The 12,369-nt window shown below is 69.9% G+C and carries 9 protein-coding genes; 4 read left to right on the forward strand and 5 right to left on the reverse strand.

Annotated elements, in window-relative coordinates; all coding sequences use genetic code 11:
* Positions 1-41 precede the first annotated feature (41 nt).
* The 3 genes from AC1D29_RS22505 (at position 42) to AC1D29_RS22515 (ending at position 8,445) form a co-directional block, all read left to right on the forward strand.
* Positions 42-4,523, forward strand: coding sequence for a response regulator (locus AC1D29_RS22505; RefSeq protein ID WP_477901614.1), 4,482 nt, complete (start codon positions 42-44; stop codon positions 4,521-4,523).
* A gap of 33 nt (positions 4,524-4,556) precedes the next feature.
* Positions 4,557-6,095, forward strand: coding sequence for an ATP-binding response regulator (locus tag AC1D29_RS22510; RefSeq protein WP_477901616.1), 1,539 nt, complete (start codon positions 4,557-4,559; stop codon positions 6,093-6,095).
* A gap of 100 nt (positions 6,096-6,195) precedes the next feature.
* Positions 6,196-8,445 carry a WD40/YVTN/BNR-like repeat-containing protein gene (locus AC1D29_RS22515; protein ID WP_477901618.1) on the forward strand — a complete coding sequence of 750 codons (2,250 nt, stop codon included), beginning with the start codon at positions 6,196-6,198 and terminating at the stop codon, positions 8,443-8,445.
* Here AC1D29_RS22515 and AC1D29_RS22520 read toward each other — a convergent pair.
* The 4 genes from AC1D29_RS22520 to AC1D29_RS22535 are packed head-to-tail and all read right to left on the reverse strand — an operon-like array spanning position 8,442 to position 11,709.
* The gene (locus tag AC1D29_RS22520; protein WP_477901620.1) at positions 8,442-9,488 is read right to left on the reverse strand and encodes a hypothetical protein; all 1,047 of its coding nucleotides are present in this window, start codon (positions 9,486-9,488) and stop codon (positions 8,442-8,444) included. The genes AC1D29_RS22515 and AC1D29_RS22520 overlap by 4 nt on opposite strands.
* Positions 9,488-10,804 (reverse strand): Xaa-Pro dipeptidase, encoded by a 1,317-nt coding sequence (gene pepQ, locus AC1D29_RS22525; protein ID WP_477901622.1) that lies wholly within the window; start codon positions 10,802-10,804, stop codon positions 9,488-9,490. The genes AC1D29_RS22520 and pepQ overlap by 1 nt, the downstream gene beginning before the upstream one ends.
* A 10-nt stretch (positions 10,805-10,814) precedes the next feature.
* The gene (locus AC1D29_RS22530) at positions 10,815-11,060 is read right to left on the reverse strand and encodes a DUF1161 domain-containing protein (protein ID WP_477901624.1); all 246 of its coding nucleotides are present in this window, start codon (positions 11,058-11,060) and stop codon (positions 10,815-10,817) included.
* A 52-nt stretch (positions 11,061-11,112) separates the two neighbouring features.
* Positions 11,113-11,709: a 5-formyltetrahydrofolate cyclo-ligase gene (locus tag AC1D29_RS22535; RefSeq protein ID WP_477901626.1), complete on the reverse strand. Its 597-nt coding sequence runs from the start codon at positions 11,707-11,709 to the stop codon at positions 11,113-11,115.
* On the opposite strand from AC1D29_RS22535, the gene AC1D29_RS22540 reads away from it, so the two are divergent.
* Entirely contained in the window at positions 11,708-12,115 is a 408-nt protein-coding gene (locus tag AC1D29_RS22540; RefSeq protein ID WP_477901628.1) for a TfoX/Sxy family protein, read from the forward strand. The genes AC1D29_RS22535 and AC1D29_RS22540 overlap by 2 nt on opposite strands.
* Here the strand turns inward: AC1D29_RS22540 and AC1D29_RS22545 are convergent.
* On the reverse strand, positions 12,062-12,361 hold the full coding sequence (locus AC1D29_RS22545; RefSeq protein ID WP_477901630.1) for a DUF2917 domain-containing protein: 300 nt from the start codon (positions 12,359-12,361) through the stop codon (positions 12,062-12,064). The genes AC1D29_RS22540 and AC1D29_RS22545 overlap by 54 nt on opposite strands.
* Positions 12,362-12,369 lie beyond the last annotated feature (8 nt).

A 12,369-nucleotide genomic window follows, 5' to 3' on the forward strand; every position in this document is an offset into this window, starting at 1 on the left:
TACGCGTGGCAACGCACGCCAACGCCGCTGGAGGTGACCCCATGAAATTCGGCTTGCACCAGCTGGAGCGGCGCACGCTGCTCACCAAACTGCTGCTCGGCTTCGCCGTGCTGATGATCGTGGCCTTGGTGCTGGGCATCAGCGATCTGCTCACGCAGCGGACGCTGCTGCGACAGGTCACGCAGCTCTACGAACAGGATCTGCTGGGCGTCTCCAACGCCAAGGATGCCCAGGCCGCCTATCTCACCATCGGTCGGGAACTGCGGCAGGCCCTCATCGCCCAGACGCAGGAGGACCGCGACATCGCCGTTCGCCATGTCGGCGAGCAGGACGACGCGTTGCGGCGCGAGCTGACGGAGCTGCGACCGCGCGTGGTTCGCAACGAGAACCAGCAGCGGCTGGCCCGCTTCGAGTCGGCCTATGCGACCTACAAGAGCAATGTCGACACCGCGCTCGCCATGTTGGGACGGGGTGAGCTGGCGCAGGCGCGTCTGTTCGTGGCGTCGCACGAGTTCCAGTCCGCCGGCGATACCGTGCGGACTCAGATGGATGCCGTTGTGAAGGGCAAGGAAGTCGGGGCACAGGAAAGCATAGAAACGGCTTTGCGCCTGGTGAGCGGTGCAAGCGAGCGCACGATGGCGCTGCTGACCGGTGGCCTGCTGCTGGGCGGGCTGGTCTCCTGGCTGGTCGCGGCCTCCATCCGCCGCCCCGCCGTGCGCGTGCGCGACGCGGTGGAACAGCTCGCGCAGGGCAATCTGGCCTTCGAGGTGCCCCACCAGGATTTCGGCAACGAACTGGGGGAGCTGGCGCGGTCGGTGCGCGTGCTGCAGGGCGTGGCGCAGCAGATGGACAACCAGACCTGGCTGAAGAGCCATCTGGCCCAGATTGCGAATGCGCTGCAGACCGCGACCAGCCAGGCCGATCTCGCCAAGATCTTCTTCAGCCAGCTCGCACCGGTCGCCGGCGTGGGCCATGGGCTGCTCTACGTCTACGAGCATGACGCCCGGGAGCTGTGCCTCGTGGGCGGCTATGCCCATCTGGAGCCCGCCTCGCTGGCGCAGCGCTTCACGCTGGGCCAGGGATTGGCGGGGCAATGCGCGCTGGAGCGCGAGCCCATCGTGCTGAGCCCGCCACCACGGGACTACGTGCGCATCGGCTCCGGCCTCGGCGAGGCCGCGCCGCAGGCGGTCGCGCTGTATCCGCTGTTGCGCGGCGACCGGCTGCTGGGCGTGCTGGAGCTGGCCACCTTGTCGGCGCACGGCGTGCGTGAGCGGGCCTTGCTGGACGAGCTCAGGCCCATCCTGGCCATGAACCTGGAGATCCTCGAACGCGCGGCGCGCTCCGCCCGGCTGCTTGACGAAACCCGGCGCCAGGCCGAGGCGCTGCGCGATCAGGCGGGCATGTTGGAGCAGCAGGCCACCGAGCTGGAAGCGCAGAAGGCGTCGATCCAGGCCACGGAGACCTGGTACCGGCGCATCATCGAATCGGCCCCCGACGGCATGATGGTGGTCGATGCCGAGGGGTGCATCATCCTCGCCAACCTCCAGGCGGACGCGATGTTCGGCTACGGGGCCGGCGAACTGGCAGGCCAACGCATCGAGGCCCTGGTGCCGCAGCCGACGCGGAGCAAGCATGTCGGCCTGCGCGGCGCGTTTTCCCATGAAGGCGGCGCGCGCATCATGGGAGCCGGCAACCAGCGCCTGCACGGCGTGCGCAAGGATGGCGTCGAGTTCCCGGTGGAGGTGGGCCTGGCGCGCCTGCCCGACGTCGTCGGCCGCGGGGACTGCGTGTGTGCCTCGGTGCGCGACGTCAGCGACCGCCAGCGCGCCGAACGCGAGCTGGCCAAGAGCGCGCAACGGCTGAACTTCGCGCTGCGCGGCGGCAACCTGGGCCTTTGGGACTGGGACGTGTCGACTGGCCGCAGCGAGGTCAACGAGATCTGGGCCGAGATGCTGGGCTACACGCTGGACGAGGTCACGACGGACGGCAGCGCCGCCGATGCCTGGGCCCGCCTGCTGCATCCCGATGACGCCGAGCACGCGCGCGAGGGGTTCGTGCGCTGCATCGATGACCCTTCCGAACAGGAATACCAGGCGCTGTTCCGCATGAAGGCCAAGACGGGCGAGTGGCGCTGGATCCTGTCCATGGCCCGGGCCACCGAGCGGGATGCACAGGGGCGTGCGCTGCGCATGGTGGGCATCCACCAGGACTTCACCGAGCGCAAGCACCTGCAGGACGAGATGGCGCGCGCCAGAGAGGTTGCGGAAGAGGCGACGCGGGCCAAGAGCACCTTCCTGGCCAACATGAGCCACGAGATCCGCACGCCGATGAACGCCATCATCGGCATGTCGCACCTGGCGCTGCAGACGCCGCTGGACAAGAAGCAGCGCAACTACATCGAGAAGGTGCACCGCTCAGGCGAGAACCTGCTGGGCATCATCAACGACATCCTCGACTTCTCCAAGATCGAGGCCGGCAGGATGGAGATGGAGGTGGTGGACTTCCGCCTCGAGGACGTCATGGACAACCTGGCCAACCTCGTGGGTCTGAAGGCCGACGACAAGGAGTTGGAGCTGCTCTTCAACGTCGATGCCAACGTGCCCACGGCCCTGCGCGGCGACCCGCTGCGCCTGGGTCAGATCCTCATCAACCTCGGCAACAACGCCGTCAAGTTCACGGAGCGGGGTGAGGTGGTCGTCGGCGTGGAGACGGCGTCCGAAGGTGAGCAAGACGTGGAGCTGCACTTCTGGGTGAAGGACACCGGCATCGGCATGACGCCCGAGCAAAGCGCGCGGATGTTCGAGAGCTTCGCCCAAGCCGACGCTTCCACGACCCGGCGCTACGGCGGCACCGGCCTGGGCCTGGCGATCTCCAAGAGCCTGGTCGAGCTGATGAACGGCAGCATCTGGGTCGAGAGCGAGCAGGGGCAGGGGTCGACCTTCCACTTCCGCGCGCGGTTCGGCGTGCAATCCGATCCCCGGCCGCGGCGCATGTTCCGGGCCGACGAGCTGATGGGGACGCGCGTGCTGGTGGTGGACGACAACGCCTCGGCGCGCGAGATCCTGTCCGCGATGGCGATGTCCTTCGGCCTGGAGGTCGACGCCGCACGCGATGGCCGCGAGGCCTTGCGCATGGTGGCGCGGGCCGACAAGGACCAGATCAGTTACGACGTCGTGCTGATGGACTGGAAGATGCCCGGCATGGACGGTGTGGAAACCATGCGGCAGATCAAGGCCGGCAACTACCGCCGCATGCCCACCGTCATCATGGTCACCGCCTACGGACGCGAAGAGGCGGTGGACGCGGCCCAACAGCAGGGCGTTGCGCCAGCCACCGTGCTGACCAAGCCGGTGACAGCGTCCACGCTGCTGGAGGCCGTGGCCGAGGCCTTGGGCCGGACCCAGCCCATCGAGACGCGTGCCACGGCCAAGGCAGGCTCACACAGCCAGGACCTCGCGAGCCTGGCCGGGGCGCGCTTGCTGCTGGTCGAGGACAACGACCTGAACCAGGAGCTGGCCCTGGACCTGCTCGGCAATGCCGGCATCGCCGTGGTCTGCGCCGGCAACGGCCAGGAGGCGCTCGACACGCTGTCGCGCGACGCCGATTTCGACGGCATCCTGATGGACTGCCAGATGCCGGTGATGGACGGCTACACCGCCACCGAGGCGATACGCCGCAACCCGGCATGGCAGCAGCTGCCCATCATCGCGATGACCGCCAACGCGATGACGGGCGACCGGGAGCGGGTGCTTGCGGCGGGCATGGTCGACCACATCGCCAAGCCGCTGAACGTGGACACGATGTTCGCGACGCTGGCCCGGTGGGTCCGGCCTGCCACGCACCGCGGGGCGGCCTTGGAAGCCGCGAGCGTGCGCCTGCCGCCGGTGGCCGATGCTGCGGCGCCGCTGGCGGCGGCCGACGCGCTGCCCGACCTGCCAGGCATCGACGTGGGCCGCGGCTTGAAGACGACGGCCAACAAGCCGCCGTTGTACCGCCGGCTGCTGCTCAAGTTCCACGCCGGCCAAGCCGGGTTTGAATCGCAGTTCGCGGCCGCCCGCATCGACGCCGACGCGACGGCGGCCCGGCGCGCCGCCCACACGCTCAAGGGCACCGCCGGCAACATCGGCGCGACCGCGCTCGAAGCCGCGGCCGCCGGGCTTGAAGCGGCTTGCCAGGCCGGCAGCGATGCGGCCGCGATCGACGGCGCGCTGGCACGCGTGCTGCAGCAGCTGGCACCGGTGATGGCCGGGCTGGACCGGCTTGCCGGGCAGGAGGTGCAGGCCGTCTCGACAAGCCCGCCGGCATCCGGCATCGACAGGCCGGAACTGCGGCAGACGCTGGATCGGCTGGCGAGGCTTCTGACACAAGGGGATGCCGAGGCCGCGGACCTGGCCGACGAACTGCTGGGCCTGGCCGAGGGCTCGCCGCGGGCCAGGGGCTTGCGCCGGGTGGCGGCAGCCCTGGCCGACTACGATTTCGACGCCGCGCAGGAGGCGCTGCGTCAACTGGGGGCGATGCCATGACTGCGTTCGCGCAACCCAAGCCGGTGGCTGGTGGTGGACGACTTCGAGGCCATGTGCAAGGTCACGATCAACCAGTTGCGCCAGGTCGGCGTGGAGCGCATCGTGACGGCGAAGGACGGTGCCGAGGCGCTGCGCCAGTTGAAGTCCGCGCCCTTCGACATCGTGTTGTCGGACTGGAACATGCCAGTGATGAACGGCATCGAGCTGCTCAAGGCCATGCGCGCCGATCCCCAGCTGTCGGCGCTGCCCTTCGTGCTGATCACCGCCGAGGCTGAGCGGCACAAGGTGGTCGAGGCGATCAGTGCCGGCGTGACCTCCCTGCTGCTCAAGCCGTATTCGACGCATGAGTTCCTGTCCCGGGTCGAACGCGCGCTGCGCTGGACCCCGCGACGGACGACGCCTGCCCCGCTTGCCGAGGAATCGCCACCCGCGCCGGCGCCAGAGCAAGCCGCGCCCGGCGATGGGCCGGCGCGGCCAACCATCCTGATCGTGGACGACACGCCGGACAACCTCATCCTGCTGTCCGAGCTGTTCCGCGGCGACTACCGCGTGCGCCTGGCGCAGAACGGCGCCAAGGCGCTGAGCTTCGCGACCTCCGATTCGCCGCCCGACCTCGTGCTGCTGGACGTCATGATGCAGGGCATGGACGGCTTCGAGGTGGCGCGCCAGATGCGCGAGCACCCCAACTCGGAGACCATCCCCATCATCTTCATCACGACGCTGAGCACGGCCGACGCGCGCCTGCAAGGCCTGGAGCTTGGCGCGGTGGATTTCATCACCAAGCCGGTCGACCCGCAGACCCTCAAGCCACGCGTGCGCAACTTCATGCGCTACGTTCAACTGCGCAAGGACTTGCAGGCCGAGGTCGACGGCATGGTGGAAGCCGCCCAGCTGCGCGAGGACGTCGAGCGCATCACCCGGCACGACATCAAGGGGCCGCTGGCCGGCGCGCTGGGCATCCTGCAGACGCTGCTGGAGGACGACAGCCTGGGCCGCCGGCAGACCGAGCAACTGCAGCTGGTCGAGGAAATCACGCTGCAGGTGCTGGGCATGATCAACCGCTCCTCCGAGCTTTACAAGATCGAGCCCGGCCGCTTCGAACTGAAGGCCGCGCCGGTCAAGCTCGGCGAGCTGCTGCGCCGCATCGCGCAGACGGCCCGCGTCACCTACGGCGAGAAGGCGTTGACGATTTCAGCGGATACCGACACGCCCGTCGGCGCCGACCCCGTGCTGGCGCTGGGCGACATCAGCCTGTGCTTCTCGGTCTTCCAGAACCTGGTCAAGAACGCCTGCGAGGCAGCGCCCAAGGGCGGCAAGGTCTCCATCCGCCTGCATGACGAGGCACCGGTCCGCGTCGTCATCGAGAACAAGGGCGCGGTGCCCAAGGAGATCCGCGCGCGCTTCTTCGACAAATTCGTGACGGCCGGCAAGCCGGACGGCAGCGGACTGGGGACCTACTCGGCGCGACTGCTCGTGCAGGCCCAGCACGGCGATATCGCGATGGAGACCGACGACGATGAAGGGCTGACGCGCCTGACGGTGAGCCTGCCCCGGGCCTCCCCGCCGCACTGAGCCCGCCACGCGGCACAGCCGGTTTCCACGGGTAAACCGTATTTGTTCGCTTGGCGAACAAATTACGATGTCCAGCGCTGTCATAAGAATCGTTGGAGACATGACCCTCATCAAACCCCTGCTGGGCGCCCTGCTCTTGGTCGGCGCCGCCGCCCAGGCCGCGCCGACCGCCGATGCGCCCTACGCCTGGCATCCAGTCGCCATCGTCGGTGGCGGCTTTGTCGACGGCTTTGCCTTCCAGCCCGCCGTGCCCGGCCTCACGTACGCCCGCACCGACATGGGCGGCGCCTACCGTCGCGACACCGCCACCGGCCGCTGGCAGCCCCTGCTGGACTGGCTGCCGCTCAGCGAGGTCAACCTGATGGGCGTCGAGAGTTTGGCGGTCGACCCCAACAACCCCGACGCGCTGTACCTGGCCTGCGGCACCTACACCAATCCCGCCGTGCCCAACGGCGCCGTGCTGCGCTCGCTTGACCGCGGCCGCACGTTCCAGCGCGCCGACCTGCCCTTCAAGCTGGGCGGCAACGAGGGGGGCCGCGGCAATGGCGAGCGCCTGGCCGTGGACCCGAACGATGGCCGTGTGCTCTACCTCGCCAGCCGCCAAGCCGGCCTATGGCGCAGCGGCGATGCAGCCGCCAGCTTCCAGCGGGTCGACACCTTCCCCGACTCGGCCTGGCGCCGCGACGCCTCTGACGGCCCGCTGCCCAGCTGGGGTGGCAGCGACGGCAAGGCCACGATCAACTTCATCCTCTTCGACCCCGCCAGCGGCACGCGCGGCAAGCCCAGCCGCACGCTGTATGCGGGCGTGTCGGTCGTCGGCCGGCCCAACCTGTGGGTGAGCCGCGATGCCGGCGCGACGTGGGCCCCCGTGCCTGGCGCACCCACCCGGCACCGCCCCATGCGCGCCGCACTGGCGGGCGACGGCCAGCTTTACATCGCCTACGCCAGCGATCCCGGACCGCACCGCATGAGCGATGGCTCGGTGTGGCGTCACGACGTCGCCAAGCAGACCTGGGCCGACATCACGCCCGAACGCCCCAGCGCCGCGCAGCCGTTCGGTTATGCCGCAGTCGCCGTCGATGCCGGAAACCCCAAGCGCCTGCTCGCCAGCACGGCCGGCCGCGGCGCGGGCGACGAACTCTTCCGCAGCCCGGACGGCGGCGCCACCTGGCAGCCGCTGTTCACCACCGCCAAGTTCGATGCCGCCGCGGCGCCCTATGTCGCCGACACCCACCTGCATTGGCTGTACGACGTCAAGATCGACCCCGCCAACCCGGACCACGCCCTCTTCACCACCGGCTACGGCGGCTGGGAGACGCTGGACCTGACCCGCGCCGACAAGGGCGAGCCGACGCACTGGCAGGTCATGAGCACCGGCATCGAGGAAACCGTGGCGCTGGCCCTGCACAGCCCGACGAAGGGCGTGCCACTGGTGACGGCCATCGGCGACTACTCGGGCTTCGTGCACACCGACCTCGACAAGCCCGCACCGGGCAACCCCAAGCCGCCGTTCTTCGGCAACACGCACGACGTGACCGGGGCCGAGGCTGCGCCCGAGGTGATCGTGCGCATGGGCCACCCGCGCGAGGGCGGCAAGAACCTCGGCTACTCGCTGGACGGCGGCGCCACCTGGCGCGAGCCGGCCACGGTGCCCGACGCCAAATCCAGCGATGGCTTCATCGCCGTGTCCGCGGATGGCAAGGCCTGGGTGTGGACACCCAAGGGGGGCGTGCCCCACGTCAGCCACGACCGCGGCGACAGCTGGACGGCTGTGAAAGGCCTGCCCGCCGGCACCCGCGTCGTTGCCGACCGCGTGAACGCCAAACGCTTCCATGCGCTGGCGCTGTTCGACGACAAGCTCTACGCCAGCGACGATGCCGGCCTGAGCTTCAGCGCCCGGCCGCTGGCGCTGCCCGACGGCCCGGTGCTGCGCACCACGGCGGGCAGCCACAACCGCAGCGACCGCGGCGACGACCGTGGCGGCCAGGACCGCCTGTACGCGACACCCGGCCGCGAGGGCGAGTTGTGGTTGGCGGCCTTCCACGGCCTGTACCGCGCCGGCAGCGGCCACGCCTTCAAGCGCCTGCCTGGCGTCACGCAGATCCACGCCTTCGGCTTCGGTCGCGGCGCGCCTGGGGCCGCCGGACCCGCGCTCTACCTGGTCGGCACCGTGTCAGGCCGCTACGGCGTGTTTCGCTCCACTGACAACGCGGCGAGCTGGCAGCGCATCAACGACGACGCCCATCAGTGGGGCCTGATCCTGCAGGTGAGCGGCGACCCCAAGCTGTTCGGTCGCGTCTACGTCGGCACGCATGGCCGAGGCGTGGTCTACGGCGACCCCCAACGCTAGTCGCGCCGCACCGGCTCCAGCCGCCGCAGCGAGGTCTTCAGCAGCCGGTCGTCCGCGTCGAACAGGCTGACCAGCTCCAGCCGCAGCGGCGCCGCCGGCGCCTTGACCTCGTGCAGATGGCGCTGCAGCCGCCGGCCCGACTCGAAGCGCGTGTCGTCCACCGCCGCGCCCAGGCGAGCGGCTACGGCCTGCGGCGTCAGCCCCGGCGCCAGCGCCAGCGCCGCCTGAATCCAGTCGTCCTGCAACGCCTGCAGGCCTGCGTCCGGCGGCGCCTGCGGGTCGTCCATGGCCTCCATCAGCACACGCGTGTCGTCGGGCCAGGACATGTCGTTCAGCGGCAGCCGGAACATGCGCTCGCGCAGCGCAAAGCCCCAGTCATAGGCCTTGCCACCGCCGTCGCGCAGGCCGTGCAGCAGGCGGTTGCTCAAGACCTGGCGCCGCTCGCCGTGCACCAGCGTGACGGCAAACAGCGGCCGGTCGGCAAAGTTGCTGGGGCTCCAGTCGGGGTCTTCGCAGTCGTCCAGGGCCAGCGACAAGAGCCAGGCCAGGCCCACCGAGCCGCGCGCCACGCCGCTGTCGAAACCCACGCGGCACTGCAGCCGCAGGTCGCCCAGGCGCCGCTCGCCGTCCGGCACGCCGGGCGTGCGGATGTCGGGCCGCCAGGTCACGCGGCCATCGGCCAGGCGGCTGCGCAGTTCGGTGCGCGCCGCCTGCGCCTTCCAGGCCGGGTCGATGGCGAAGCGGTCCTCGGCGTCCAGCGCCACCGGCTGGCGACCGGCGGGCGTCATCAGGCCCAGTTCCAGCGGCTGCGCCTGCTCGGCCCGCGTGCGCGCATAGACCTTGAACTTCAGCTCGGCCTGCGGCGCCAGTGCATGGAACTTGTCGAACAGCGCCTGCGCCTTGAAGAGCTGGGCCAGTGTCTTCTTCTCGCGCGCCGTGGCGGCTTCACCCTGCACTTGCACGCGCGACAGTTCCGTCTCGGGCACCGGCGCACTGGCGGGCAGCGCGAGCGCGCCGGCCAGCAGCAGTGCCGAGAAGGTCATCAAGCCCCCGCGAACGCGTCCCGCGTCAGGTTCTCCGGCGCCTCGCCGGCGCCGCGGCAGGCCACGTCGTCCTCGATGCGGATGCCGCCGTAGCGCGCCAGCCGTTCCACGCAGGCCCAGTCCACCTGGCCCGTATGCCTGGATGCACGCAGCTCACGCAGCAGCGTCGGGATGAAGTACAGGCCCGGCTCGATGGTGACCACCATGCCGGCCTGCAGCGGCCGCGTCAGGCGCAGGTAGCGGTGGCCCTCGGGTTTGTCCGCCACGCCGCCGTTCTCGCTGGCCATGAAGCCGCCCACGTCGTGCACCTGCAGGCCCAGCAGATGGCCGATGCCGTGCGGGAAGAAGGGCTTGGTGACGCCCTCCTCGACCATGGCTTCCTCGCTCATGCTGACGATGCCGGCGTTGCGCAGCACGTGGGCGATGCGGCGGTGCGTGCTGAGGTGGATGTCGCGGTAGTCGACGCCGTCGCGCACCTCGTCGACAAGGCCCAGCTGCTCGGCGTCCATCGCCGCGATCAGCGCCGCGAACTCGTCGTGCCCGGGCGCCGCCCAGGTGCGCGTGATGTCGCTGGCATAACCGTTCACCTGCGCGCCGGCGTCGATGAGGAAGCTGCGCGATTCGGGCGGCGGGCTTTCGTCCTGGTACTGGTAGTGCAGCACCGCGGCGTGCTCGTTCAGGCCGACGATGTTGCCGTAGGGCAGGTCGCGGTCCGTGTGGCCGCTGGCAACGAGGTAGGCGCGGTGGATGGCCGCCTCGCTGGCGCCGGCCAGGAAGGCTTGGCGCGCGGCCAGGTGGGCCGGCACGGCGCGGCGCTGCGCGGCGCGCATCTGTTCCAGCTCGTAAGGCGTCTTCACGCCGCGCGCCCAGTGCAGCAGGTTCAGCAGCGGCTCGGGGTTGTTCGGCGTGAGGCCAGGCAGCGTCGCGTCAAGCTCGCCGACGATGGCCGTGCGCGGCGTGACGACGTCGGCCAGCGCCTTGGCCGCCTCCTCCGGCTCGCGGATGACGACCAGCTCGACGGCGTCCACCCACTCGCCGCTGGGCGCGCTGGGGGGCACATGCCAGTAGTCGTCGGGCTGGTAGTAGACGACGCGCGGCTTCTTGCCCGGTCGCACGGCCAGCCACGAGTGCGGGTGGTTGGTCAGCGGCAGCCAGTGCTTGAAGTGCGGGTTGGGCTGGAACAGGTAGGGCCGGTCGTCCAGGAAGGCGTACTTCTCGACGCCGGAGGCGATCAGCAGCGCGCCGAAACCGGTGCGATCCAGCGCGCTTTCAGCCTGGCGCTGCAGCGTGGCGAGATGATCGAGGTAAAGGCTCATGGCGGCGGCCTCACTTGCGCACGTAGGTCAGCTTCTTCGTGCCGCCATCGCAGCTGCCGATGACCTTGGCCCCATCGCCCTTTTCAGCGACCTTGTCGTTCTCGACGGCGGTGATCTCGTAGCCCTTGACGCCCTTCTCGTCCAGCTTGGTGGCGATCTCGGCTTTCAGTTCGTCGCAGGGCTTGGGGGCGGCCTGGGCGGCCTGGGTCAGCAACAGGGCGGTGGCGGTCAGTGCCAGCAGGATGGGCTTGGACATGGCAGATTTGCTTGTGGCAATGGATGTGCCCGGATTGTCTGGCAGCCGGCGTTCAGCCCTCGCGGTCCCACACCACCCCCTCCTCCGTCAACATCGCATCCAGCGCCACATCCAGCGCACTGGGCTTGAGCAACGGCAGGAAGCCATGCGCGTAGCCGATGCCGACCGAGGCGGGCCGTGGCCGCATCTCGGACAGCGTCTTGTCCATGAAGCCGCCGCCATAACCCAGCCGCAGGCCGCAAGGCCCGAAGCCCAGGCAGGGCACCAGCATCAGCTGCGGCTGGAATTCCTCGGTGCCCTTGGGCTTGGGGATGTGGAAGGCGTCCTCCTCCATCGGGCAGCCGGGGTACCAGACGTGAAAGCGCAGCGTGCCGTGCACCTTGTCGACCACCGGCAGGCCGATGCGCCGTTCCGGGTGGTCCTCGGCCCAGCGGTACAACGCGGGCAGCGGATCAAACTCGCCCTTGATGGGCCAGTAGGCGCCGATGGTGGTCTCGCGCCGGCGTAGCAGCCAGACGCGCAGCACCTCCTGCAGATCGGCCGCCAGTGCAAGGCGGTCACGCAGGGCCAGGCGTTGTTCGATCAGCTTGTGCCGGATCGCGGCGCGGTCGTTCGCATCCATGGCGCGCGAGCTTACAGTGACCGGCATGGATGCCTTCACCGAACTGTGCGTCGAGCTGCTGTCACCGCTCGGACCCGTGCGCGTGCGCCGCATGTTCGGCGGCCAGGGTTTCTATGTCGACGGCCTCTTCATGGCCCTCATCGACCGCGGCCAGCTGTTCCTGAAGACGGACGACACGACGCGGGAACGCTTTGTCGCCGCCGGCTGCACGCCGTTCAGTTTCGAGACCAAGCACGGCGAGCGCGTCATGACGGGCTACTACCGCCCGCCCGAGGAGGCGCTGGAGTCGCCGCCGCTGATGCTGCCGTGGGCGCGGCTGGCGCTTGAGGCCGCGCTGCGCGCGGCCAATGCCAAACCGCCGGCCAAGGCCGAAAAGAAATCAGCGCCCGCCAAAAAACCGGCGGCCAAGAAAACCGCGGCCCGCCGCGCCTGAGGTGGGCGGCACCAGCAGCTCGAAATCAGCCGCCGGCCAGCCTTCCAGCACGGCCGTCTGGCCCGGCGCCAGCGCCAGGGCCTGGCCGGCTTCCAGCCACTTGTCTTCGGCCGGCTGGTCGGCCGTGCCGGACAGCGTCAGCCACACGCGGCCGCGGGCCACCGCGAGGCGGCGCGCCTCGGCGCCACCGGCCAGGGTCATTGCCCGGCCACCGTCCAGATGCCATACAGATTGCGCGTCGCTCATGATGAGCC

The organism is Roseateles sp. P1_C6 (assembly GCF_056406315.1).